This window comes from Acuticoccus sp. MNP-M23, from assembly GCF_031195445.1.
GTDB lineage: Bacteria > Pseudomonadota > Alphaproteobacteria > Rhizobiales > Amorphaceae > Acuticoccus.
This window is the reverse complement of the sequence record NZ_CP133480.1, coordinates 926,656-951,589: the sequence shown is the minus strand read 5'-3', so window position 1 is coordinate 951,589 and position 24,934 is coordinate 926,656. Positions and strand designations below refer to the sequence as shown.

Here is a 24,934-nt window from a genome sequence, read left to right as displayed (position 1 = left end):
ATGAATTCCAATCTCAGGTCCGTCCTTCCTTTCATCATCTTCTTTGGTCTTGTAGCGCTCACCGGCATCTTTCAGAGCTGGTCGTTCGCTTTTTCCATTCTGAACATGTGTCTGGTGTCGGCCGTCATGGCGCTCGGCATCAACATGCAATGGGGCTACGCCGGCCTCGTCAATTTCGGCGTCATGGGATTTACCGCTCTGGGCGGCCTCGCCGTTGTGCTGGTGGCGTCCGAGCCGGTGCCCGAAGCCTGGGCCGCCGGCGGCCACGGCGTGCTTCTCACTCTTCTCGTCATCGTCGGCTTTGCCGTTGCGATCCTGGCGCTGCGCCGGGTGTCCACGGGCTTTTTGCGCGGCCTGCTCACTGTGGCGGGCGCCATTGCGGCGTTCATTCTGGCGGCATCCGTTTTGGGGCCAGCCACGGAGGCGATCGAGGACGTTGATCCGTCCTTTGCCGGTTTCCTCGGCGGCGCGGGTCTGCCGGTGCTTCTCAGCTGGATCGTCGGCGGGCTGTTCGCTGCCGCGGCCGCCTTCGTGATCGGCAAGATCGCGCTTGGCCTGCGGGCCGACTACCTCGCCATTGCCACCCTCGGCGTCTCCGAAATCATCATCGCTGCCCTGATGAACGAAGACTGGATGGCGCGCGGCGTGAAGAACGTCGTCGGCCTGCCGCGTCCGGTCCCCTATGAGGTGGAGCTGCGCGAAGAGGCCTGGTTTGCCGACCTTGCCGCCTCGCTTCCTCTGGGCTCCATCGAGTTGTCGTCGCTCGTGGTCAAGCTTGGCTATATCGCGCTGTTCGTGGCGGTGCTGGGCGCCATCCTGTGGCTGGCGCAGAAGGCGCTGGTCTCGCCCTGGGGCCGGATGATGCGCGCGGTGCGCGACAACGAGACCGCGGCCGGTGCCATGGGCAAGGACGTGAAGAAGCTGCACCTTCTGGTGTTCGTCATCGGCTCCGGCGTGATCGGCGTTGCCGGTGCGATGCTGACCACGCTCGACGGCCAGTTCACGCCGGGCTCCTACCAGCCGCTGCGCTTCACGTTCCTGATCTGGGTGATGGTGATTGTCGGCGGGTCCGGCAACAACTGGGGGGCCACCATCGGCGCCTTCGTGGTGTGGTTCACCTGGGTGCAGGCCGAACCCATGGGCACCATCCTCATCGACAACGCCACTTTCTGGCTCGGCGAGGACAGCCCCGTCCGCAATCACCTTCTGGACAACGCGGCGCAGATGCGCCTGGTGGTGATGGGCGTCGTGCTGCTTCTGGTGCTGCGGTTTGCGCCCCGGGGGATTATCCCCGAGGCGCAGCGTCGTTAGGCGTCAGCCGATCATTCGGCCGGCTGGGACGATTTCGTGAGCTTGCGGTGCGCCTTCAGCTCGGCACGCTCCTGGGTCAGCCCCTTGAGCGTTGAGATCATCATCGCCAGCAAGATGAACGCGAACGGGATGCCCGTCGCGACCGCTGCGGACTGAAGGGCGCTGAGCCCGCCGCCGAGCAGCAGGACGATCGCCACCACCCCCTCGAAGGTTGCCCAGAACACGCGCTGGCTCACCGGCGCGTCGATCTTGCCGCCCGCGGTGATGGTGTCGATCACCAGCGAGCCGGAGTCCGACGAGGTGACGAAGAACACGATCACCAGCGTGATGCCGATGAACGAGGCAAACTGCGTGAACGGGAAGTCCTCCAGCATCAGGAACAGCTTGGTGTCCTGGCTGGCGTCCGCGATGGCCTGGTGGCCTTCCGCAATCACCTGGTTGATGGCCGCGCCACCGAACGTGCTCATCCAGATGATCGAGACGATGGTCGGCACCAGGATCACGCAGATGACGAACTCACGCACGGTCCGCCCCCGCGACACGCGGGCGATGAACATGCCCACGAACGGCGACCAGGAGATCCACCACGCCCAGTAGAACGCTGTCCATCCCTGCATGAAGTTCTGGTCAGTCCTGCCGAACGGGTTCGACAGCGGTAGCAGCGTCTTGAAGTAGGCCACCGTGTTGTCGAGAACGCCGGTGGCGATGACGAGCGTCGGCCCGGCGAAGAAGATGAACGCCAGGAGAAGGGCTGCCAGCACCATGTTGATCTCGGACAGCCGCTTGACGCCGGCATCGAGCCCCGCAACCACGGAGACCAGCGCGACTGCGGTGATGCAGAGGATCAGAACGCTTTTGCCCACGTCCGTCTCTTCGATGCCGAAGAGATATTCGAGACCCGCCATTGCCTGCTCCGCGCCGAAGCCGAGCGAGGTGGCAAGACCGAACAGCGTCGCAAACACGGCGAGCGTGTCGATGACATGGCCCGGCCAGCCCCAGACCCGTTCGCCCAGGATCGGATAGAACGCCGACCGAAGGGTCAGCGGCAGACCGCGGTTGTAGGCGAAGAAGGCGAGGGAAAGCGCCACGATGGCGTAGATCGCCCACGGGTGAAGGCCCCAGTGGAAGATGGTCGCGCCCATCGCAAGTTCACGCGCAGCGTCCGCGTTGCCGGCAGCACCGCCGAGCGGGGCCCAGTCGGTGCGCAAACCGTCGTCACCCAAAACGACACCGCCGAACGACGAGCTATAGTGCGAGAGCGGTTCGGAGACGCCGAAATACATGAGGCCGATGCCCATGCCGGCGGCAAACAGCATCGCGAACCAGCCCGCGTAGGTGTAGTCGGGCTTTGCGTCCGCACCGCCGAGCCGCACGGACCCCAGCGGGCTGAGCACGAGGAAAATCGCGAACAGGACGAAGATGTTGCCGATGCTCAGCAGCGACCAGTCGAACATGTTCGTGAGCGTGGGCCGAAGCCAGGTGAAGAAATGGTCGGCGCTTTCCTGGAAAATCAGCGTCAGGATGACGAACGCGACGATCACGATAGCGGAGACGAAGAACACCGGGTTATGAACATCGAGGCCCATGACCTGGATGTTGTCCTGCCCGACCTCGTAGTCGGTCTCCGGTGCGCCGGTGATGGTCGACGGTTCAGGGACGGGTGGTGTGTTGTCAGATGAGGCCATGCATGGTCTCCTTCAGGACTTGGGTTGATTTGAGTGTGATGACTGACGTCTCCTTGTGATTAGGCGTCGCTGAAAGAGGCGCATGACGACCGTGGGTCGCCGCGCAGCACCACGAAACAGCACTTTTCCCGCCGCGTGGTGTGACCATGCGGAAGGGGAAAGCAGGTGGTGTGCCTGCATCAGCGATCGTCGATGGTGTTCAATCGAACAAATTTAGACCGGCGTTACAACCGGCTGCGCCTGCAACAGGCGAATTTCGTATCGTTTTTCAGCAGCCGATGCGCTGAATCAGACGCGGTAGCGCGCGATCACCTCGGGATCGGGAATAGCGCCGTGCCCGGAACGGTCGGCCAGATGGATCTGACCGTCCTCGACGAGAACCGCCCCGCCGAGGAGCCCCTCGCGCAGCGGATTGGGGTTCACGTCAAATTCCATGAACCCGGCATCGCAGGCCACCGCCACGTGCGCGCTGGCGGCAAGGCCAACCCCGCTGGCCAGATAATGCGGTGCCCACAGGATCCCGGCTTTGCGCGCCATCTGCGCAATCCGCACCGTGCCGGAGATGCCGCCCCACTTGATGACGTCGGGCTGGAGCACCTCGATCCCGGCGTCGATGGCAAGTTCGAAGCCGTCATCGCCGCGGATGTTCTCGCCGCCTGCGATCGCCGGGCCGATTTCGGCCAGGACGGACCATTCGTCGGACGGGCGGTCGGCCGCAATGGGTTCCTCGATCCAGTGCAGGCCCTCGTCGGCCAGAAGCCGGATCTGCCGCTCGGCTTCGGAAAAATCCCATGCCTGGTTGGCATCCACCATCAGGCTCGCATCCGGGCCTGCCGCCGCGCGAAGCTCACCAAGGCCGCGGCGGTCTTCCTCGGCGCCGAACCCGACCTTGAGCTTGTAGGCACGCCAGCCGGCCTGTTGCAGCGGCGGGATCAGCGTCTGAATGTCGACACTGTCGATCCCGCTGGCGTAGGCGGTCAGAACGCGGCTGTGCGCGTCCGGTGCCAGGAGGCGCCAAAGCGGCGTGCCGGCGCGCTGGGCGACAGCATCCCACGCGGCCACATCCAGCCCCGCAATCACCTGCGAAAACGGCCCAGGCTCGCCAGACTGGAGGGCGATGCGGTGGGTGACGCGGGCGAGATGGTTGCTCATCGCTTCGGGCGAATCGAACGAGGCGCCGGTGATCATCGGCCCCAGCATCTCGTTGATGATCCGCGCCTTGTGGAATTGCGAGAAGACGGGGAAGTTGCAGAAGACCTCGCCAAGCCCGGTCACACCATCGTCGAGCTCAAGCTCGATCAGGAGTGCGGGGCGATTGTCGATGGCGCCGAAGGCGTTGCGCATCGGGCGGTCCAGCGGGGCGCGCAGGCAGGTCGCGCGAACAGTGCGGATACTGAAGGCGAGATCGTGCATTATTCAGCCGTTTCGTCTGTGGTCGCAGCGGCCCGTCCCCGAAACTGTCGCTCGCGCCAGCTCCGGAAGAAAGGCATTATTAGAAGAATAACAGCTATAATCAAAAAGATAATAGGTAGGGGCCGTGTGAACATCGGTTCCAGCGAGCCATTGGTCATCATCAGCCCGGTCCGCAATTTGGACTCCATCAACGGCGCCAGAACGAAGCCGATGACGAACGGGCCGAGCGGAAATCCGGCTTTTTCCATGGCAAAGCCGACCACGCCGAAGATCAGCATGACCCACACGTCGAACATGGTGTTGTCGAGCGCGAAGGCGCCGACGATGCAGAACACCAGAATGACCGGCAGCAGGTAGACCCGCGGGATGTACATCACCATCGCCACGTAGCGCACGGCGCCCATCATCACGCCGTACATCATTATGGTGGCGACCAGACACGACGCGATCATCGCCCAGACCACCTCGGGGTTGGTGATGAACAGCGTCGGCCCCGGCTGAAGGGAGTGGATCATCAGGGCGCCGATCAGGATCGCGTCGATCACCGAGCCCGGAATGCCCATCGCAATCAGCGGGATCAGCGCGCCGCCGACGGTGGCGTTGTTGGCCGCTTCCGAGGCGACGATGCCTTCCTCCGAACCCTTGCCGAACTTCTCCGGCGTGCGGCTCATGTTCTTGGCGGAGGTGTAGGCCAGAATGGACCCGATGGAGGCGCCGATGCCGGGCAGAATGCCCACGAACGTGCCGATCAGCGACGATCGGATCAGGTTGAACGCCTGATCGCGCCAGTCCTTCAGGGACATGAAGAGCCCGGTCATCGAGGATTCGACGCGCTTGATGGTCTTGCCGATGGCCACCATGTCGCCAATGATCTGGCTGACGGCAAAAACGCCGATGAGGACGGGCAGGAGCTTCAGCCCGCCATTCAGCATGTACCAGTCCCACGTCATCCGCGGCTGACCGGCCGAAGGGTCGACGCCGGGCATGGAGACGAGCATGCCGAGAAAGCCTGCAATCAGCCCCTTCACCATGGAGCCTTGGCTGACGGACGCGATCAGCACCATCGCCATCATGATGAGGGTGAAATACTCGAACGGGCCGAACCGTGTCGCCCAGACCGAAAGCGGCTTGGCGAGAAACAGAAGCACCACCCACGACACCAGACCGCCGACGAACGAGGCGGAGATGCCAAGCCCGAGCGCGCGGCCGGGGCGGCCGGATTCGGCCATCGGATGCCCGTCGAACGTGGTGACGACGTTGGAGGGCGTGCCCGGCATCCGGAGCATGGTGGCGGTGATGAGGCCGCCGGTGATGGAACCCACGTACATGCCGATGAGGAGGACGATGGCGTTGACCGGCTCCATGTAGAAGGTGAGCGGCAGGGTGAGCGCAATCAGCATGGCACCGGAGAGGCCCGGAATGGCGCCGACGACGATGCCGAGAACGGTGCCGAGCAGGATCAGCGCAAAGGGCAGCGGCTGTGCAAGGTTGGCCAGCGCGCCGAAGAGGGCATCGAACATGGTTGCTAAAGCCCCGGAAGGTCGACGACGAAGACGCGGGTGAACACGTACTGGCAGCCCCAGCCGGTCACCACGGCCACCAGCGCGGCTGTGGGCATGGCGCGCAGGCGAAGCCGGGTCAGAAACGCAATCGTCACAAAGAGGAAGAGGGCGGTCAGGGGGGCAAAATCCAACAGCCGCGCCTGCATCATTGCGACGTAGGCGATGGTGAGGCCGGCCACCATGGCTGCATCCAGCGGGCGCGGCGTATAGCCGGGGTCCGGCGCCACTTCCGCCGGACGGCGCAGCGCGGGGGCAATGACGGCGAGACACAGCGCGATGATGAGCGCTGCAACCCCCTGCGGGACGGGGGCCGAACCCAGCGGCTCGAACGTGCCTGGCGGAATGTCACGCGTTTCCCAGAGCACGGCGAGGCAGCCGGCGATGAACGCAGCGGCCACCCCAATTTCCCAGCGTGCAGTGCGGCTTGGCATCTTGGTTCCAGATTGTGGTTGGCGGCGCGGAAAATCCGCCGGCGATCGCCGGCAGGCTGTTTCAGACGGACGTCCGGTGAGAGTGTCCGGCGCGCCCGAACGGGCGGTCGAGCCGCACCGGGCGCCTTATGGCAGGGGCGGCGCGCGGGACCGAAGGCGCGGCGGCAGGGCCGCCGGGCTTTGCGTTGGCGCGCGCCGGGCCGGCGCTATTTCTTCGAGGCCTGCTTGGCGATGGGCTCGATCTTTTCCCAGGTCTCGTCCAGCGAGGCCTGCATCGCCTCGCCCTTCAGGAACACCGGGGCGAACATCTTGGAATCGAAGAATTTTTCGATCCGCTCGGTCCCCATGGCCGCCTCAAGGGCATTGGCCATCCCGTCGACGGCCTCCTGCGGTGTGTCCTTGGGCGCAAACCACCACGACTGGATGCAGTAGTTCATGTCGTAGCCGAGCTCTTTCATGGTCGGCAGGTCCGGCAGGTGCTTCACCCGTTCGGCGCCGGTGTAGGCGAGCGGCTTGATCTGCGCGTCTTCCAGCGGCTTGCCGTCCGGCCCCATCGTGAAGTTGGCGACTTCCGCGGCAGACAGCACCGTGGCCGCAGTCTGCGCGCCGGTGAGCGCGGTGTAGTTGGCCGTGCCGCCGCCAATCTGCACGAAGCGGAATTTCGCCCCGTCCACCAGGTTCTGCAGCATCACGCCGCCCATGTGGTTGATGGCGCCGAGGTTGGCCCCGAAAATCAGCGTATCGGGCTCCGCCTTCGCCTTTTCCAGAAGTTGCTCGACGCTGTCGATGCCGCTGTCCTTGCGCACCATCGGGATGACGCAGAACTCGCCGGTGGTCGCTACAGGTTTGTAGTCGCGGTAGCCGAAGTCGAACACGCCGCCCCCTTCACCGCCCATCAGCGCGATATGCAGGGTGAGGAAGGTGTAGCCGTCGGCGTTCGCCTCCATCACCTGCCGCGCGCCGACAGAATAGTGCCCGCCGACGTTGATGACGGTGATCGGCTCGGGGAGAAGGTCGTTCTCCTCGATGGCGGCCGCGAAGGCGCGGGTGATCTGGTCCGACGTGCCGCCGGCACCGAACGGCACGACGACCTTGACCGGCTTTTCCGGCCACTCGGCCATGGCACCGCCGGACGTGCCGAGCATCAATGCTGCGGCGAGCGCAGTTTTGACCACGAATTTCATGGTGTTTCTCCCTGCTTGTCGTTGTTGTCCCGTCTTACGCGGGACCTTTGAGGTGGTTAGGCTAAACGTCGGACCCCACGCTGACAAGCGAGAGAGCTTAGAGCCGAATGCAATATTCTGAAGGCGACCCCACCAATATTCTGATTATTACATTCGACCAGTGGCCGGCGCCGTTGATGCAGCATCAGGGTCACGAGACCATCGAAACGCCGACGCTGGATACGCTCGCTGCCGCCGGCACCCGCTTCGACCGCGCCTATTCGGAGTGCCCCATCTGCATTCCCGCGCGGCGCACACTGATGACCGGCCAGACCCCGCGCACCCACGGTGACCGCACCTTCCAGCCGGCACTCACGATGCCGAAGGACGTGCCGACCCTCGCCGGCACGTTCTCCGATGCCGGGTACCAGACCTTTGCCGTCGGCAAGCTGCACGCCTATCCGCCGCGCGACCGGATCGGCTTCGACGATGCGCTGATTGCCGAGGAAGGCCGCCCCCAGCTGGGCGCGGTGGACGATTACGACATTCACCTGGCCGACCGCGGCCATGTGGGTCAGGGCTACGCCCACGCCATGTCCAACAACGATTATGGCTGGCGCACCTTCCACCTGCCGGAGGACTGCCACGTCACCAACTGGACGACGGCGGCCATGTGCCGGACCATCAAGCGGCGAGACCCGACGCGGCCAGCGCTGTGGTATCTTTCCTACACCCATCCGCACCCGCCCATCGTGCCGCTGGCGGCCTATTTCGAGCGTTATGCGCGGCGCACCATGCCAAAGGCGCTGCGGGCGGACTGGGCGGACGGGCCGCAACCCTACGCGCTGGAGGCCGTGCGCACCTTCTGGCACCAGCTCGGCCCGGAGGCGCTGGCCGACATGCGCCGCGCGTTCTACGCCCAGTGCACCCAGATCGACGCGCAACTGCGCCTCGTCATCGGCACGCTGCGCGAGGAGGGGGTGCTGGACAACACCGTCATCCTCGTCACCGGCGACCATGGCGACATGCTGGGCGACTTCGGCCTCTACGCCAAGCGGCTGATGTACGAAGGTTCGGCCCGCGTCCCGATGATCCTTACCGGACCCAAGGGCTTTTCGCGCATCGCGGCCGGTGAGGTCGACCATCGCCCCGTGGGCCTTGCCGACGTGATGCCCACAATGCTCGACATTGCGGGCATCCCCATTCCCGAAAGCTGCGATGGCCGCTCCATGCTGGGCGACCCGCGCGAAACGCTTTACTGCGAGGCGCTCGAAGGCCCCAAGGCGACCCGGATGGTGACCGACGGCCGCTACAAGCTGATCTGGTATCCCGATGGCAACGTGGTCCAGCTCTTCGATCTTGCGGGCGATCCGCACGAATGCCGCGACCTCTCCGCCGACGCTGCCGTGACCGATACCCGTGCGCGGTTGACGGCGGTGCTCATTGAAAATCTTTACGGCGAGGACCTTGATGCGGTGGAAGGCGGGCGACTTGTGGGGCGGGGGCCGACGCCGGTGCCCGCCGTGGTCAACCGCGGCCTGTCCGGCCAGCGCGGCATCCACTATCCGCAGCCACCGCTTACCGACCCCGCCATCATCGTGGGCGCTGGCTAGCCGACTGCGAGCCTGGCGCCCGTTGCCGCGGAGCGATAGATGGCGTCCTCCAGCTCCAGGTTGCGCAGATAGTCCCGCGCCGTGTTTTCCAGTGGCGCGCCGTTGACAAAATGGTCGACCACGTGGGCCTGAAGCGCGGCCACCGCACCGCCGGCAAAAAGGGCCGCGTCGAACCGCAACGGCTTTGCCTCCTCCACGTTTTCGCCAAAGCGGCGCACGGTGAGCGTGCCGTCGCCATAGACCCGCAGCGTCGCGGCGCTGCCTTCGATGGTGAGTTCGCCCATGGTGAGGCGCCGGTTTTCTGCCGCATGGTCCGCAAGGCGGTTGCCGTCGAAGAGGGCGCGCGCGTTGCCGAAACCGAACAGGATATGCCCCGCATCCTCACCGCTGACTGCCGGATTGAGAGTGCGCAGGTCCGCATAGACCGTGTCCGGTTCGCCGAGGAGATAACGGAACGTGTCGATGAAGTGGATTGCGGTTTCGTGGACCAGAAACCGCTCCATCGTCTGAAAATAGGGCTGCCGGTCGAGGTAGGCCTGCGGGCCCTGCCCGTCACCGGGACGCAGGCGGAAGGCGGCCTGGTAGACTTCGCCCAGCGCTCCGCTCCCGATCAGCCCGTGCGCGGCGCGATACCATGGCGAAAAGCGGAAGTTTTCGTGCACCACCAGCGTGATGCCGGCGGCCTCCGCAAGTGCGGCCGTCTCCCGTGCCTCGGTGAGCGAGCGGGTGAATGCCTTCTGGCACACCGCGTCAATGCCGTGGCTGGCGGCAAGGGCAACGAGCGCGCGGTGGCTGTCTGGCGGGGTGATGATGTCCACCAGATCGGGCCGCTCGGCCGCCAGCATTTCGGCCGGGTCGGTGTAGCTGCGCGGGGCGCGGTAGGTTCGGGCAAGCGTTGCGGCGCGGGCGGGGTCGAGGTCGCAGACGGCGGCGAGGTGGACGCGCGGTTCGGCCATCCACGCCGCATGGTGGAACTGGCTGAAATAGCCGGCACCGATGGTCGCGACCTTGAGCGCAGGCGTCATGCGCCGGCGCGGACCGCGGCCAGGACGCCGTCCGTCACCTCACGGATGCCCGATGTGCCGCCCAGCTCCGCGGTGCGCAGGCGGCCGGTGGCAAAGGCTGCATCCACCGCCCGCTCGATGATATGGCCCGCATCCAGCAGTGCCGGAAGCTGGTGGCGGGTGCCCAGCCAGTCCAGCATCAGCCCGCCGGACAAGATGGCGGCGGTGGGGTTGGCCTTGCCGGTGCCCATGATGTCCGGCGCGGTGCCGTGGGCCGGCTGGAACACGGCATGGCCATCGCCAATGTCTGCCGAGGGCGCATAGCCCATCCCGCCGATCAGCCCGGCGGCAAGGTCGGACAGGATATCGCCGAACATGTTCTCGGTGAGGATCACGTCGAAATCCCAGGGCCTTTGCAGGAACGACAGCGTGGAGGCATCGACGTACATCCGGTCCGCGGCGGTGGTGCGGGTGGCGGCCACCTCGTCGAACACCTTGCGCATGAAGGCGAAGGACACGAACACGTTGGCCTTGTCGATCAGCGTGACTTTTGGCGGGCGTGATTTGCCGGCGGGGCGCTCGGCGCGGCGTTCGGCGAGGTCGAACGCAAACCGGCTCACCTTTTCGGTGACCGCGCGCGTGATCATCTGCGTGTCGAACGCCCGCGCGTCGTCTTCCACGTAGCCCTTGCCGAGGGAGGCAAACAGACCCTCGGTGGATTCGCGCACCAGCGCAAAGTCGATGGTTGCGGCGCGCGGGTCGGCAAGGGGGGTGGGCACGCCCGGAATGGCTCTGGTAGGCCGCACGCCGGCATAAAGGTCGAGGAGGAAACGCAGGTCGATCTGCGGGACAATCTCCGTCCCGTCCGCCTTGCGCACGGCGGGCAGGCCCATTGCGCCGAGAAAGATCGCGTCGGCCTCGGTGCAGGTGCGCCTGGCCTCGTCGGAAAAGTCGGTCCCGGTGTCTAGAAAGGCCTGCGCGCCGACGCTGAGCGGTATCTGCTGTAGGGGCGGGGCGCCGGCTGCGGCCAGCGCGGCATCCACCACCGCCAGCGCCGCGGGGGTCACTTCCAGCCCGATGCCGTCGCCGGGCAGGACCGCGATGCGAAGCGCATTGCTCACAGGTGAAATCCTTTTGCGATGCTGCCGCCAATCAGGCCAGCTGCGGCAAGCGGGGAAAGGTCGACATCGTAGTGCGGCGGTGCGACGCCGGGGAAGGGCGCGCCGAACGATGCAATCCGGTCTCCCAGAAGGCAGCCGAGATAGGCCGTGCGCATGTCGGCCCCGCCAAAGGCGATGCTGGAGACGTTCTGCAGCGGACCGGCGTGCGGCGCGTCCAGCAGGGCGCGGGTGAGCGAGGCGCTGGCATAGGCAGCGTTCACCGCGCTGACGCGCGCTTCGTCCCGGTCCGCCAGAAGGAGCGTTTCGGCGCCCTCGCCGGTCACCCGGACCACGGTGTTGGAGATGATCGCCACCACCACAAGCCCGCCTGCGGTGTCGAGCGCCATCCCGTCCGGGTAGATGCCGTCGCCATAGCGGGCGTACACCACGGGGTCCGCAAGGCTGCCGTCAGCGGCGACATGGAACGCGGTGGTCTGCCGGGCAAATGTCTCATTCACGAAAAGCGTCCGGCCGTCGGCGCTGAACAGACACTCGTTGGTGTAGCCGAGCCCATCGGCGACGATGCGCGCGTCTCCGCCGGGCGGCAACATCACGATGAAACCGTCGGCCACGTCAGGCCGGGCGGCGAGATGCCGGGGGCTGTGGCGGGTGCTGACGGTCACGTATAGCCGCCCGGCGCTGTCGACAGCCACGAAGTTGGTGGGCGGCAGGGGCACACCGTCAACCGCGGTCAGCACGGGGTCCACCTGCCCGTCCGGCCAGAGGCGGAAGACGCCGCCATCGCTGTCGCCAAGGTGGGCGAGCAGAAACGTGCCGCCCGGCTCCAGCCAGATGCCGTTGGGCTTGAGGGTCATCCCCTTGGCCAGATGGCGGCGGATGTGGCCTGATTGCGGGTCGATCACCGTCACGCCGCCGGTGCCGGTCCAGTCCGCCGCAAACAGGAGCCCGCTGCGGTGGGCCAGCACGCATTCGGGACGCACGAGCCCTTCGGCGCAAAACTTCACGCTGGACACGGGGGCGGTGTGATCCGTAACGCTCATGCCAGAATGATTAAGTCATAGAGTGCGCAAAGGGGAGGGCGAGCAACATGATTCCGACAACCTTATTGGGGCGAAGCGGCCTTTCGGTCTCCCGGATCTGCCTTGGGACGATGACCTTCGGCGGCCGGACGGATGACGCCGAGGCCGGCAGGATCTACGCCGCCGCCCGTGACGCGGGCGTCAATTTCATCGACACGGCGGACGTTTACAACGGCGGTGCGTCCGAGGTTGCGGTGGGCAAGCTGATCGCGCCCGAGCGCGACAAGGTGGTTGTGGCCAGCAAGGCGGCCAATGCCATGGGCGACGCGTCCAACCTTGGCGGCCTGTCCCGCTCGTGGCTGAACAAGGCGGTGGACGGCTCGCTCAAGCGCCTCGGGACCGACTATCTGGACGTTCTCTACCTCCACAAGGAAGACCACGACACCCCGCTGCAGGAGACCGTGCGCGCGCTGGAAGACCTGACCCGCGCCGGCAAGATCCGCTATATCGGCGTTTCCAACCACCGCGCCTGGCGCGTGGCCGAGATCGTCCGCTGGTGCGACGAGGCCAACATCACCCGCCCCGTGGTGTGCCAGCCCTATTATCACGCACTCTACCGCGTCATCGAGGTCGAGCTCCTGCCGGCCTGCGCGCACTACGGCATCGGCGTCTTCAACTACAGCCCGCTCGCCCGCGGCGTCCTGTCCGGCAAATATTCGGGCGAGGTGCCGGAGGGAAGCCGCGCTGCGTCCAAGGACATGCGCATCATGCAGACCGAGTTCCGGCCCGAAACCATCGAGGCGGCGGACAAATTCGTGGCGCGGGCCAAGGCGCGGGGCGTGTCGCCGTCGGCCTACGCCATCGCCTTCGTGCTGGCGAACCCCCATGTGACGGGCGCCATTGCCGGGCCGCGCACGCTGGAGCAGTTCGAGGCCTATCTGGGCGCTACCGACGTTGAGTGGACCGCCGAAGACGAGGCGTTTGCCGAGAGCATCGTGCCAACGGGCTCCACCGTCGTGCACCACTATTTCGACCCGCAATATCCGGTGGAGGGCCGACCGGTCGCCCGCTAGAACGCTCTCCGGAGTTGGTCGAACACAAAAACGTGCCATGCCGCATAGTTGGTTGCCGTGCGGCATGGCGCTACACCTCTGCGATCTTGCCGCATGAGGATAGCCCGATGATCCGCTTCTATTTTCACCAGACGCCCAACCCCATGAAGGTGGCGCTCCTGCTCGAAGAGCTCGGCGCGGCCTACGAGCCGGTTGCGCTCGACACCTTCAAGGGTGACCAGCACAGCGGTGCCTTCCTGAAGATCAACCCCAACGGCAAGGCGCCAGCCATCGAAGACGACGGGGTCCGGGTCTTCGATTCCACCGCCATTCTTCTCTACCTCGCCGAAAAGCACGGCGCCTTCCTCGGCGATCCGGCCGACCGGGGCGAGCTTCTGTCCTGGCTGTTCTGGGTGGCTTCGGGCCTCGGCCCGTTCTCCGGCCAGTGGGTCCATTTCCAGACCGCAGGCGCGGAAAACGGCGGCGACTACGCCAAGCGCCGCTACAAGTTCGAAGCCCATCGCCACTACCGGGTGCTGGACGACCACCTTGCCGGCCGCGATTTCATCGTCGGCGACGGCTACACCATTGCGGACATGGCGGCATGGGGCTGGGTGGACCGCAACGTGCGCGTTCTGGGCGAAGGCGGCCTCGGCGCCTACCCCAACCTCAAGCGCTGGTACGACGCGGTGAGCGCCCGTCCCGCGGTCGCCAAGGCCCGCGAACTCCCCCAGCGCCTCACGTTCAAGACAGATTTCGACGACGAAACCCGCCGCGCGCTCTTCCCGTCGAACTTCGCCTGACGCCTACTCTTCCGGTTCCGTCGTGAACTGGAGGGGGTGGCCGGCCTCCTTGGCAAGGTCGGTCGCCTCGTCGGCCTTGGTCTCGGCAATGTCCTTCGGGTAGACCGAGACCACGCAGGCGCCTCTGGTGTGGGCGACGTACATGATGCGCGCGGCCTGATCCTCGCCAATGCGGAACACGGCCTGGAGCACGCGCACGACGAAGTGGCGCGGTGTGAAATCGTCGTTCAGCAGGATCACCTTGTGGAGCTTGGGCCGCTCCACCTTCGGCTTCACCCGCGTCTTGAGTTCGGTGTCTGTGCTGCTCATGACTGAACCTTTGAGCGCTGGTCTGTTTTCTGGTCGCGCATTCCGGGCGGAAAACCGGCCCCACTTTTCCTGAATGCTCTCTAGCTGCCGGGCCGGCCGGTCTTGCGTTTGCGGCGGCCGGCCTTCTTCACGTCGGCCGGGTCTTCGTGGCTGCCGATGCCGACCTTGTGGCGGCGGATGGTGCCGGCGTCGTCGGTCTCGGGCCGCGCAGGCGCCGGCTTTTGCAGCGGCTTTTCGGTGCGCTTCACCGTCATCTCGTCAAGGTCGTTCTTGCGGGCGCGGGTGGGGGGCAACGGCGCTTCGTCGCGCTTGACCCTGGCGCGGTCGGTGCCGGGGCCCATGTCGTCGAGCGATGGTTTTTTGGCGCGCGTCTTGAGATTGGCGGAGGCGTTGTAGTCCCGGTCGCCTGAGTAGCGGCCGGCCGAAGCCTCGATGTCGCGCTGGCGGGCCATCGGGTCGGCGGCGATGGCAAGCTCGGTCTTTTGCAGGCGCTGGATCTCGTCGCGCAGCCGCGCCGCGGTCTCGAATTCGAGGTTGGCGGCGGCGTCGCGCATCTGCTTTTCCAGATCCTCGACCGTGACGCGCATGTTGTGGCCGATGCCGCGCGTCTCCTTCGACGAGCCCTTGTCCACCGACACGTGGTCCCGCTCGTAAAGGCTTTCCAGAATGTCGCCAATGTTGCGCTTGACGCTTTCGGGCGTGATGCCGTGCTCTTCGTTGTAGGCGAGCTGCTTTTCGCGGCGGCGGTTGGTTTCCTGAATGGCGCGGTCCATGGAGCCGGTCATCTTGTCGGCGTAGAGGATCACGCGGCCGTCGACGTTGCGCGCCGCACGGCCGATGGTCTGCACCATGGAGGTTTCGGAGCGCAGGAACCCCTCCTTGTCGGCGTCGAGAATCGCGACGAGGCCGCATTCGGGAATATCCAGCCCCTCGCGCAGAAGGTTGATGCCGACCAGCACGTCGAACGTGCCGAGCCGCAGGTCGCGGATGATCTCGATGCGCTCGATGGTGTCGATGTCGGAGTGCATGTAGCGAACGCGGATGCCGTGGTCGTGCAGGTACTCCGTCAGGTCCTCGGCCATGCGCTTGGTGAGGACCGTGACGAGCGTGCGGTAGCCGGCGTCGGCAACGGCGCGGATCTCGCCCAGCACATCGTCCACCTGGTGCTTTGCGGGGCGGATCTCCACCGGCGGGTCGATGAGGCCGGTGGGGCGGATCACCTGCTCCACGAAGACGCCGCCGGACTCCTCCATCTCCCAGTTTGCCGGGGTGGCAGAAACGGCGACCGTCTGCGGGCGCATCATGTCCCACTCCTCGAAGCGGAGCGGGCGGTTGTCCATGCAGGACGGCAGGCGGAAGCCGTATTCGGCCAGCGTCGCCTTGCGGCGGAAGTCGCCTTTGTACATGGCGCCGATCTGCGGCACCGTCACGTGGCTCTCATCGAGGAAGACGAGCGCATTGTCGGGCAGATACTCGAACAGGGTGGGCGGCGGCTCGCCGGGCTTGCGGCCGGTCAGATAGCGCGAATAGTTCTCGATGCCGTTGCAGGCGCCGGTCGCCTCCATCATTTCGAGATCGTACTGGGTGCGCTGCTCCAGCCGCTGCGCTTCGAGCAGGCGGCCGGCGTTGTTCAGCTCCACCAGCCGGTGCTTCAGCTCCGCCTTGATGGACTTCATCGCCTGCTGGAGCGTCGGCCGCGGCGTGACGTAGTGCGAGTTGGCGTAGACCTTCACCAGCTCCATGTCGTCCTGCTTGCGGCCGGTCAGCGGGTCGAACTCGGTGATCGATTCCACCTCGTCCCCAAACAGGGAGACGCGCCACGCCCGGTCTTCATAGTGCGCCGGGAAGATTTCGACGGTATCGCCGCGCACGCGAAAGGTGCCGCGGACGAAGTTGATGTCGGACCGCTTGTATTGCAGCGCCACGAGGTCGGCCAGAAGCTGGCGCTGGTCGAGCTGTTCGCCGAGCTTGATGGCGAATGTCATCGCCGTATAGGTCTCGACCGAGCCGATACCGTATATGCACGACACCGAGGCGACGATGATGACGTCGTCCCGCTCCAGCAGCGAGCGGGTGGCGGAGTGGCGCATCCGGTCGATCTGCTCGTTGATCGACGATTCCTTCTCGATGTACGTGTCCGTCCGCGGCACATACGCTTCCGGCTGGTAGTAGTCGTAGTACGAGACGAAATACTCGACCGCGTTGTCCGGGAAGAAGGACTTGAACTCGCCGTAGAGCTGGGCGGCCAGCGTCTTGTTGGGCGCGAGGATGAGGGCGGGGCGCTGGGTGCGCTCGATCACCTGCGCCATGGTGTAGGTCTTGCCCGAGCCGGTGACGCCGAGGAGAACCTGGCAGCGGTCCTCGTCCTTGATGCCGCTCACCAGCTCGGCGATGGCGGTGGGCTGGTCGCCCTTCGGCTCGTACTCGGACTTGAGGGTGAGCGTGTAGCCGCCCTCGGACTTGTCGGGCCGGGGCGGGCGGTGGGGCTCCCACTCGCCGGCGCGAAACTCGGGCCGACCCTTGGTGATGAGGTCTTCCAGCGCGGCGACGGTGGCTGTGGCGCCGGACGGGGTGAGCGCCTCGGCCTCTTCCATGGTGATGTCGAGGCCGGCCACGGGGTTGAGGCCGGCGCCGGCGCGTTCGCGCGCGCTCGCCTTGCCGCCCATGGAGGTGCCGCGGGAGGAGCGGACGGGGGCGTCCTCGTCCTTGCCGCGCTTGGCCTTGGGTTTCGTGGCAGCCTTTTTCGCCTTGGCCGGCTTCTCGCCCGCGTCAGCCTTGCGGGCACGCGTTTCCGGGCCGCGGGTTTCCTTGCTGGACTGAGGCTTCTTCGCGCGCGTTCTGGCCGGCGCCTCGTCCTTGCTTTCCGAGGCGATCTCGTCGGCCCAATCGGCGATCGAGCCCTTCAGCGGGGCGCCGGTCAGCGCGCGCTGGGGCCTCTCTTCGAGTCCGCGGTCGTGTTCATCGTCTGCCATGGGTCATCATATGGCGCACTTGGCGTGCGCTTCAAAGAGCGGTCTGCGGCCTATGGTGCCACACCCTGACGCAATCGCGCGCCTGCCGGCGCGCTGATCTCCTGGAAGGGCCGCGCGCCGGGTCGTGTTTTTGCCGACTAGCGGCCGAAGACGCCCTTCAGCACCTGCGCAAACTTGTTCCGCTTCGTCTTGCGCTCAAGGTCTTCCTTGCTCTTCAGCCAGGCGATCTGCACCACCCGCCGCTCGCCGACAAAAGGCTTGTGGCCGTGCCAGGAATTGTCGGCGCGCAGGAATGCGAAGACGGTGCCCATGGTTGGCGGCACTTCCATCGCGTAGGGCTCGAACGCCTCCTTGCTGTGGAGGACGCGCAGGCGGCCGCTCTCGCTGACCTCCCAATCGTCGTTCATGTACACCAGCATCGTCATGACCTTGGACGGCCCGTCGGTGTGAATTGCGCCGTATTTCGCCTGCGACTGCTTCATGATGGTGGTGATGCGCGGGTAGGGGTGCAGATCGATTCCGAACCGCTTGGAGAGCGCCTCGGTGACCTCCGGCCCCTCCAGCTCGTCGATGAACGACTTGAACCGGCCCTTCATGTCCACGTCATTGACCGTGAGGTAGCCGGGCTTGCTGATCTGCGGAAAGGACTCGCGCAGCTCGTCGATCATTTCCGGCTTGATGGCATTGGAGCCCAGCAAAAAATCGTAAGGTTCGTGGTGAACCTCTGCCTCGTCGAATGCTGCGAGATTAACTGATTGCATAATATTCTGCTTCCACAGGGACGGCCTGATTCTGAGCGGATCTTACGGGCCGTGGTTCGAAGTGTACACATCGGCGACAGGCGCCGGGAAGCCGGCGCAGCCTTTGCGCCGGCTTGATCGGGTTGCGTCGCCTCACGCCGGTGCAGGTTGGCCGAGGACAGCGATGGCGAGCATGAAGAGTGCAAACAGCACAGGCTGGTGCGCGATGTAAATAATGAGGCTGTTGCGCCCCGCCGCTGCCACCGCGCGCAGGAATGGTCCTGCCATGTTGTAGCCCGAAGCGCCGGGCTCCGGCCGCCTGATGAAACGCCCCGCCACAACGCCGAGCAGCGTGACCGAGAACCACGGGAATATCGGTTCATAGTCGAAGGTGAACGGCTTGGTGGCGCCGAGGCCGAGCGGGTAGAGCAGCGCCGTATCATAGGCCGGCGCCGTGAAAATGTACGGCGCGGCGAAGACCGCCGCCGCCACAACCAGCGTGATCGGCAACGGGGCGCGCAGGAAGACGAGCGCCAGCACGCTGAAGGTGAAGATCGCGTGGAGGATGCCGAAATAGATCGGCGCCGGCATCGCGAACGTCGTTCCGATGGTGACCAGCGCGGCGCACCCGCCGACAAGCAGGAGCCGCCACAAAAAAGGCCGCCAGCGCACCCGCGTGCCGTGGGCGTAGACGAGGCTGACGCCGACAAGGAACAGGAAGCTGCTGGCGATCGCCTCGGCAAACGCCCGCCAGTACGTGCCGGAGGTCACGTTCCAGTCGACGAAGCCGAAGTAGAGCAGGTCGAACGAGAAATGGTAGGCGACCATCGCGACGATGGCGATACCGCGCCCGACATCGACCCAGAGCGCGCGGCGGTCGCGCGGGCTCAGTACCGCCATGCCTCGGCTTTGGCGAGCACGAAGTCCCGGAACGCCTGCACACGGGCCGAATTGCGCAGCTCCGAAGCGTACACGAAGTAAAGGTTGTAGCTGGGCGGTTCGGCCACGAGGTCGAGCCGGATGAGGCTCTTGTCCTCATCCACCACAAAGTCCGGCAGAACGCCGACACCGGCGCCGGAGGAGATGGCCGTGCGCATGGCCAGCATGTTGTTGACGCGCACGCGCGGCTGCCGCGGCTCGTCGTCCTCGCGGCCCGCCGTTTCCAGCCAGTTGAGTTCGCGCAGGTACGCTGGCGGGTTGGGGCCGAAGGTGACGAGGCGGTGGTCGTCGAGGTCCTTGACCGTGCGCGGCGCGCCGAACTGCTCGACGTAGCCGGCGGAGGCGTAGACGTGGAAATGCACGGTAAACAGGCGCCGCTGCACCAGATCGGGCTGCACGGGCTGGCGCCAGCGAATGGCGATGTCCGCCTCGCGCATCCCGATGTCGAGCTCATTATCGTCGAAGATCAGTTCGAGCTGAACGTCGGGGTAGAGTTCGACAAAGTCCTTTACGCGAGCCGACAGCCACGACGAGCCAAGGCCGATTGTGGTGGTGACGCGCAAAACGCCGCGCGGCCTGTCGCGCGAATCCACCAGCGCGCCGGAGACGGCCTGCAGCTCGCGGGCGATGCCCGACGTGGTCTGGAACAGCTGCTCGCCCTGCTCGGTGAGGAGCAGGCCGCGCGCATGTCGGTGAAAAAGGGTGACGCCAATTTGCATCTCCAGCGCGTGAACCTGCCGGCTCACCGCGGATTGGCTGATCCCCAGCTCCTCGCCAGCGTGCGTGAAACTGCCCTTCTGCGCGGCTGCATGAAACACCCGCAGCTTGTCCCAGTCCATGGGAACCTCCGTCGGCCGATGCGGCCGGGGTTGAACGTTAAGTGAGGCCACCTGAACGATGGCCCCCTGTCAGGCGGCGACGGTTTCCGTTTGCGGGGCCGTCTCCAGTGCGGACAGATAACGCTCTGCCTCCAGCGCAGCCATGCAGCCCATGCCAGCAGCGGTCACGGCCTGGCGGTAGATGTCGTCCGTCACGTCGCCGGCGGCATAGACGCCGGGCACGCTCGTCTGCGTGCTGTCCGCCTCGGTCCACACGTAGCCGGACGGTCTGAGCCTGAGCTGACCTTCGACGAGTTCAGTCGCAGGCGAATGGCCGATTGCAACGAAGATGCCATCCACCGCAAGGCTGCGCTCTTCGCCGGATTGAAGGTCGCGAATGCGGGCTCCGGTGACGCCGGGGGGCGTGCCGCCGCCTTCCACGTGCGCAAGCTCCGCGTTCCAGATCACGTCGACCTTTTCGTGCGCGAACAGGCGCTCCTGCAGGATGCGTTCGGCGCGCAGGGTGTCGCGCCGGTGGATCAGCGTGACCTTTGCGGCGTGGTTGGTGAGGTAGAGCGCCTCCTCCACCGCAGTATTGCCGCCACCGATCACCGCAACATTCTTGCCGCGATAAAAGAAACCGTCGCAGGTGGCGCAGGCGGACACGCCATAGCCTTTGTACTGCTCCTCGGAGGGAAGGCCGAGCCACTTGGCCTGCGCGCCTGTTGCCAGAATGACGCTGTCGGCAATGTAGGTCTTGCCCGAATCACCCTTGAGAACGAAGGGGCGCTGAGAGAGGTCCGCTTCGGTCAGGTGATCGTAAAGCATTTCGGTGCCGACATGTTCGGCCTGGGCGCGCATCTGCTCCATGAGCCACGGGCCCTGGATGACGTCGGCAAAGCCCGGATAGTTTTCGACCTCGGTGGTGATGGTCATCTGGCCGCCGGGCTGGATGCCGGCGACGAGCACGGGCTTGAGCATCGCACGGGCGGCATAGATCGCAGCGGTATACCCGGCCGGGCCGGAACCGATGATCAGCAGCTTCGTTCTGACGGTCTCGCCCATTCTTGCTCTCCGTTCCAATTCTGCCTCAGATGCGCCCTGCATCATCCAATGTGAAGCCCATCCGGCGCGCAATAGCATCCGCGACGTCTCCCGCGGCGTCCAGCGGGCGATAATGCCACTGCGCAAAGCCCCCGTCGAACCAGCGCAGGGCACCATGGGCTTCAAGACCCGTGTAAAGCCGTTCGAACTTGCCTTTTCCGCCCGGCAGCCGCCAGCCGTAGATGGGCTTCCCGGTGGCTGCGACCTCGCTCAGCATTGCCACCGAATCGTTGGTGACAATGAACGCATCGCAAAGATGCAGGATTGCGGAAAACACCGTCGCGGGCGCCAGCGGGCCGGTGCGCGCCGCGTCGAACACGAAGTGTTGTTCGCCGGCAAGTCGTGCGGCGATGGTTTCCGCCGTGCCAGCCGGTGTCCGGCGCGAGGTGGACACCATGAGGCTCACATGGTGCAGCGCGGCGAAGGCGGCGAGGCGTGCCGCCAGTTCGTCCACCTCCGCGCTGCCGAAGCGGTGCGCTGCGCTCGGCCCGCCCACGAGAACGCCGACCCGGGGCCGCGGGCCGACGTCGGTCGTGGCGGCAAGCTGTGCGGCAGCCGCCGCCAGCGCGGCGGGATCGGCACTGGCAGGCGCCGTCAGCGTCTGGACGAGGTTGCGCGGGCGCGGCAGGAGGCGGGGCGGCCGGTCGTGAGCCGGGGCCCAGATCAGGTCGAAATCCTGCGGGCGCCACAGCACCGGCTGCAGAACGACCACCAACGGTCGCTGCGGTGCCTTTCGGAAAAAGCGTGCAATTCGCCTTGCGGGTGCGATGCTTTGTCGTCCTGCCGCCAGAATAATGTCGGCAGCGGCGAGCGCATCGTCGCCGGCTTGCAGGTGGCGCGCGTCAAGAGCCGGCACAACGCTTGTGTCCGCGCCCAGACGCGCTGCGATGGCCTCTGCCTGCCGGGTGTGACCGATCTTGCCCTCGGCCGAAACAATCAGGCAGCGGAAAGGGGGATTGGGTCGGATTGAAATGCTCATCTGGCGTCGTTCGGGTGCGTACTACTTTTATTGGGATACATTTCGTGTCCCGCACGTTCATCCCATGTGCAAATATTCCGATTATGGGTGTAACGTTCGCTTATGAAGGTGCGACTTGATACAGTAGACTGGAAAATCCTGCGGGCTCTCCAGTCAGACGGGCGCATGACAAATGTCGAGCTCGCGCGCCGCGCCGGTATATCCGCGCCGCCGTGCCTGCGCCGTGTGCGTGCGCTTGAGCAGAACGGTATCATCGAAAGCTATCGGACACTGCTCGACGAAAAGCAGCTCGGGTTCGATCTGACGGCCTTTGCGTCGGTGGGACTGAAGAATCAGACCGAGGCGGAGCTGGTGCGCTTCGAAGACGAGCTGCGTGGCTGGCCGATTGTGCGGGAGGCGTGGATGGTCTCCGGGGAGATCGACTTCGTCCTCTTCTGTATTGCCGACACGCTGCGCTCGTTCCAGACCTTCGTCATCGAAACGCTGACGGCCGCCGAAAATGTGGAAAGCGTCCGCACCTCGCTGACGATCCGTCAATCGAAGGCCGAGCCGCGGGTGCCGATCGATGCCATCGAGGATGAGGACCGGGTGGTCCAGCTCAAGGCCACCGGCTAGGCGCGCCGGGCGCTGGCGCCGCGTTCTCGCCGCGTCCGGCCGGCTCCGCAGCCAGAAGCGGCGCAATCACCAGTCCGCTTTCCTCGCTGTGTGCGGCAAGCCCGGCCTCCAGTCCGTAAAGAACGATGCGCGATGACATCGCGATGTCACACAGAACATCCGGCCGGTGGGGGTCGAGCGCCACCTTGTAGCGCGCGCCGTCCCGCGTCACGCGGATGATTGTGCCCGCAGGGGCACGGGCGCCCGCCGCGACCAGCAGCGCGCGGAAAAAGCGCTCGGTCTCCGTGCCGAACCTGAGTTCCAGCGCCTGCACCGCCATTCCATCCACCGCAACCGAGACGCCTGCGTCCTGCACCAGGCGCCGTGCGGTGTCTGCCGCGCGCTCCAGCGGGGCCGGGTCATTCTCGCCGCCAAAGGCGCGCGTTCCGGGGTGAAAGACGAGACACGCCGAATCGGCGTGTTGCAGTGCGCCCACCGTCACCACCCAGGCCTCGCCCTCCACGCGGATCTCCACCGGCGCGGGTGGTGTGTCGCGCGCAGTCAGCGCCATTGCGAGCGCCTGGAGGACGGCGGCGAGCCCATCAGCGTCGAGCCGGTCGTGCAGGTTGCGGCCGACCTTGCCGCCAAGCGCCTCGAAAGCCGCATTGGCCGCTTCCACATGGCCGCCGCGGCTGACGATGGCCACAGGGTCCGGGTTGGCGCTGAGGAGGTCTGTAAGCGCGTCGGCGGCGCCGTCATCATCGCGCGGCCCCGTGGTGGCATCCACCGGCGTTACCGTCACCATGATGGCGCGGGCGTCGGCCCATGCGATCGCACTGAGGGTGACGCGCGCCGGCAGGAGCTGGCCAGTGGCGGTCACCACCTCCACCGCGCCATTGTGCGGCGGTGCGCCGGTGACGAGGGCGCCGATCCCGCCGGCAGCCTCCAGCGAAGCCGCGCTGTGGCCGAGCAGCGCCGCAGCGGCCCGGTTCAGAAACACCACGCTGCCGGCATCGCTGACGATGACTGCACTTGGCACCTGATCGATGATTTCGGCAGCGCGGGGGTCGCCCGCGGGCTGGCGGCTGTGGGCCACGGGCAAACGGGCCACGGCGCCGCCATCATCCGGCTCTGTCACCGGATCGGGTGCGTCGTCGCCGGCATAGCGGGCCCCGAGCGAGCGCGCGAGGTAGCGGAATGCCTCCGCATCCGGACGTGCGATCAGGCCGAGGTCGATGGGCTCGCCTGCCATATTGTTGGGGTTCGCCTCAGTCACCGCGCGCAAGCCGCCTCACATTGGCCGAAAATTGGACATACCGATCCAAACGACGCAGCATTGCGTTAAGAATTTGTATCCGCCGCGATATGCGCGCAAATCGTTCGCGGGTGCGAAAAAAAATGTTGCACTGCACAATGGCGTCCCTATATACGTTTTGGCGCTGACGATCTGCGGGGAAACGTACCGCGTACCGCAGAGCCGGAAGCACTCATAAGGAGGTCACAATGTCGACCAACGAATTCACCCAGCAGTCCGACCAGGTCGCGGATAGCACGTTCAAGGCCGTGGAAACCGCGTCCGAAGACTTCGCGTCCCGTCTGCCTGGTGCCGAGATGCCGAACATGGTCCGCGAAATGGCCGAACAGTCCGTTTCGCAGGCTCGCAACATGTACGAAAATGCCCGCAACGCAGCAGAGGATGCCACTGATATGATCGAAGATTCTTACGAGCAGGCCCGCAAGTCCTTCACCGAGATGAACCTGCGCCTGATCGACCAGGCCCAGAGCAACACCGAGCGCGTGTTCGCATTCGCCAAGGAAGTTGCCGGCGCCAAGACCGTCTCCGAAGCCGTCGAGCTTCAGACCAAATTTGCCCGCGAGCAGTTCGAGGCATTCGCCTCCCAGGCCCGCGACATGCAGGAAACCGCTTCCAAGCTCGCCTCCGAGACCACCGGTCCGATGAAGGAAGCCTGGGAAAAGTCCGTCAACAAGTACAACGGCTGATCTTTTTGCAGTCAGGCTGTTGAAACAGCGCGCCGGGGTTTCCGGCGCGCTTTTTTTGTGCCATATGCCGCGCCGGCGGGTTGAACACCCCGCCGACACTAGGCCGACGTAGCTCAGTTGGTTAGAGCGCTGGATTGTGGATCCAGAGGTCGCTGGTTCGAGACCAGCCGTCGGTACCATTTGATGCATCGCATCATGGCTAGCCTCCCGGTGCGCAGCACCGGTTGAATGGCGCCGCCCCCATCACACCGCTGCCGCGTGAACAACGCTTTCGCCTGACCGAACGCCTTCTGTGCCGCCG

At 65.6% G+C, this 24,934-nt stretch carries 22 protein-coding genes and 1 tRNA gene; 7 read left to right on the top strand and 16 right to left on the bottom strand.

Features of this window, described 5'->3' with window-relative positions; translation table 11 throughout:
* Positions 1 to 1,311, top strand: coding sequence for a branched-chain amino acid ABC transporter permease (locus RDV64_RS04525; protein ID WP_309198088.1), 1,311 nt, complete (start codon positions 1 to 3; stop codon positions 1,309 to 1,311).
* 11 nt (positions 1,312 to 1,322) lie between these two features.
* Here the strand turns inward: RDV64_RS04525 and RDV64_RS04520 are convergent, their stop codons facing one another.
* The 5 genes from RDV64_RS04520 to RDV64_RS04500 form a co-directional block, all read right to left on the bottom strand.
* Complete coding sequence (locus RDV64_RS04520; RefSeq protein ID WP_309198087.1) at positions 1,323 to 2,996, bottom strand: BCCT family transporter; 1,674 nt, start codon at positions 2,994 to 2,996, stop codon at positions 1,323 to 1,325.
* A gap of 288 nt (positions 2,997 to 3,284) precedes the next feature.
* Positions 3,285 to 4,409 (bottom strand): mandelate racemase/muconate lactonizing enzyme family protein, encoded by a 1,125-nt coding sequence (locus RDV64_RS04515; RefSeq protein WP_309198086.1) that lies wholly within the window; start codon positions 4,407 to 4,409, stop codon positions 3,285 to 3,287.
* A complete protein-coding gene (locus RDV64_RS04510) occupies positions 4,409 to 5,929 on the bottom strand; it encodes a tripartite tricarboxylate transporter permease (protein ID WP_309198085.1) in 1,521 nt (506 codons plus the stop codon). Before RDV64_RS04510 ends, RDV64_RS04515 begins: the two co-directional genes overlap by 1 nt.
* A 5-nt stretch (positions 5,930 to 5,934) precedes the next feature.
* Entirely contained in the window at positions 5,935 to 6,369 is a 435-nt protein-coding gene (locus RDV64_RS04505) for a tripartite tricarboxylate transporter TctB family protein (RefSeq protein ID WP_309198084.1), read from the bottom strand.
* A 239-nt stretch (positions 6,370 to 6,608) separates the two neighbouring features.
* Positions 6,609 to 7,586 carry a tripartite tricarboxylate transporter substrate binding protein gene (locus RDV64_RS04500; RefSeq protein WP_309198083.1) on the bottom strand — a complete coding sequence of 326 codons (978 nt, stop codon included), beginning with the start codon at positions 7,584 to 7,586 and terminating at the stop codon, positions 6,609 to 6,611.
* A 107-nt stretch (positions 7,587 to 7,693) separates the two neighbouring features.
* Between RDV64_RS04500 and RDV64_RS04495 the strand changes: the two genes are divergently transcribed.
* Positions 7,694 to 9,178 carry a sulfatase-like hydrolase/transferase gene (locus tag RDV64_RS04495; RefSeq protein ID WP_309198082.1) on the top strand — a complete coding sequence of 495 codons (1,485 nt, stop codon included), beginning with the start codon at positions 7,694 to 7,696 and terminating at the stop codon, positions 9,176 to 9,178.
* Here the strand turns inward: RDV64_RS04495 and RDV64_RS04490 are convergent.
* Genes RDV64_RS04490 through RDV64_RS04480 form a run of 3 tightly spaced genes read right to left on the bottom strand, consistent with a single transcriptional unit; the run spans position 9,175 to position 12,343 of the window.
* Positions 9,175 to 10,203: a Gfo/Idh/MocA family oxidoreductase gene (locus RDV64_RS04490; protein ID WP_309198081.1), complete on the bottom strand. Its 1,029-nt coding sequence runs from the start codon at positions 10,201 to 10,203 to the stop codon at positions 9,175 to 9,177. The genes RDV64_RS04495 and RDV64_RS04490 overlap by 4 nt on opposite strands.
* Positions 10,200 to 11,303, bottom strand: coding sequence for an isocitrate/isopropylmalate family dehydrogenase (locus RDV64_RS04485; protein WP_309198080.1), 1,104 nt, complete (start codon positions 11,301 to 11,303; stop codon positions 10,200 to 10,202). Before RDV64_RS04485 ends, RDV64_RS04490 begins: the two co-directional genes overlap by 4 nt.
* Positions 11,300 to 12,343, bottom strand: coding sequence for an SMP-30/gluconolactonase/LRE family protein (locus RDV64_RS04480; RefSeq protein WP_309198079.1), 1,044 nt, complete (start codon positions 12,341 to 12,343; stop codon positions 11,300 to 11,302). Before RDV64_RS04480 ends, RDV64_RS04485 begins: the two co-directional genes overlap by 4 nt.
* A 47-nt stretch (positions 12,344 to 12,390) precedes the next feature.
* On the opposite strand from RDV64_RS04480, the gene RDV64_RS04475 reads away from it, so the two are divergent.
* On the top strand, positions 12,391 to 13,395 hold the full coding sequence (locus RDV64_RS04475) for an aldo/keto reductase (protein WP_309198078.1): 1,005 nt from the start codon (positions 12,391 to 12,393) through the stop codon (positions 13,393 to 13,395).
* 107 nt (positions 13,396 to 13,502) lie between these two features.
* Entirely contained in the window at positions 13,503 to 14,177 is a 675-nt protein-coding gene (locus tag RDV64_RS04470; protein ID WP_309198077.1) for a glutathione S-transferase N-terminal domain-containing protein, read from the top strand.
* A 3-nt stretch (positions 14,178 to 14,180) separates the two neighbouring features.
* Here RDV64_RS04470 and clpS read toward each other — a convergent pair whose 3' ends face one another.
* The 7 genes from clpS to RDV64_RS04435 form a co-directional block, all read right to left on the bottom strand.
* Positions 14,181 to 14,486 (bottom strand): ATP-dependent Clp protease adapter ClpS, encoded by a 306-nt coding sequence (gene clpS, locus RDV64_RS04465; protein WP_309198076.1) that lies wholly within the window; start codon positions 14,484 to 14,486, stop codon positions 14,181 to 14,183.
* Between the two features lie 80 nt (positions 14,487 to 14,566).
* Complete coding sequence (gene uvrB, locus RDV64_RS04460; RefSeq protein WP_309198075.1) at positions 14,567 to 17,458, bottom strand: excinuclease ABC subunit UvrB; 2,892 nt, start codon at positions 17,456 to 17,458, stop codon at positions 14,567 to 14,569.
* A 137-nt stretch (positions 17,459 to 17,595) separates the two neighbouring features.
* The gene (locus RDV64_RS04455; protein WP_309198074.1) at positions 17,596 to 18,219 is read right to left on the bottom strand and encodes a 2OG-Fe(II) oxygenase; all 624 of its coding nucleotides are present in this window, start codon (positions 18,217 to 18,219) and stop codon (positions 17,596 to 17,598) included.
* 132 nt (positions 18,220 to 18,351) lie between these two features.
* Entirely contained in the window at positions 18,352 to 19,098 is a 747-nt protein-coding gene (locus RDV64_RS04450) for a heparan-alpha-glucosaminide N-acetyltransferase (protein ID WP_309198073.1), read from the bottom strand.
* Complete coding sequence (locus RDV64_RS04445; RefSeq protein ID WP_309198072.1) at positions 19,086 to 19,976, bottom strand: LysR family transcriptional regulator; 891 nt, start codon at positions 19,974 to 19,976, stop codon at positions 19,086 to 19,088. Before RDV64_RS04445 ends, RDV64_RS04450 begins: the two co-directional genes overlap by 13 nt.
* Before the next feature lie 69 nt (positions 19,977 to 20,045).
* Positions 20,046 to 21,020 (bottom strand): thioredoxin-disulfide reductase, encoded by a 975-nt coding sequence (gene trxB / locus RDV64_RS04440; protein WP_309198071.1) that lies wholly within the window; start codon positions 21,018 to 21,020, stop codon positions 20,046 to 20,048.
* Positions 21,021 to 21,045: 25 nt separating this feature from the next.
* Positions 21,046 to 22,038: an ELM1/GtrOC1 family putative glycosyltransferase gene (locus RDV64_RS04435; RefSeq protein WP_309198070.1), complete on the bottom strand. Its 993-nt coding sequence runs from the start codon at positions 22,036 to 22,038 to the stop codon at positions 21,046 to 21,048.
* Positions 22,039 to 22,140: 102 nt separating this feature from the next.
* Here RDV64_RS04435 and RDV64_RS04430 point away from each other — a divergent pair, with 102 nt between their 5' ends.
* A complete protein-coding gene (locus RDV64_RS04430; protein ID WP_309198069.1) occupies positions 22,141 to 22,653 on the top strand; it encodes an Lrp/AsnC family transcriptional regulator in 513 nt (170 codons plus the stop codon).
* On the opposite strand, the gene RDV64_RS04425 is transcribed toward RDV64_RS04430, so the two are convergent.
* Complete coding sequence (locus RDV64_RS04425; protein WP_309199432.1) at positions 22,637 to 23,908, bottom strand: PAS domain-containing protein; 1,272 nt, start codon at positions 23,906 to 23,908, stop codon at positions 22,637 to 22,639. The genes RDV64_RS04430 and RDV64_RS04425 overlap by 17 nt on opposite strands.
* Positions 23,909 to 24,135: 227 nt before the next feature.
* Between RDV64_RS04425 and RDV64_RS04420 the strand changes: the two genes are divergently transcribed.
* Both RDV64_RS04420 and RDV64_RS04415 read left to right on the top strand, forming a co-directional pair.
* A complete protein-coding gene (locus RDV64_RS04420; protein WP_309198068.1) occupies positions 24,136 to 24,633 on the top strand; it encodes a phasin family protein in 498 nt (165 codons plus the stop codon).
* 102 nt (positions 24,634 to 24,735) lie between these two features.
* Positions 24,736 to 24,812, top strand: a tRNA-His gene (locus RDV64_RS04415).
* Positions 24,813 to 24,934 lie beyond the last annotated feature (122 nt).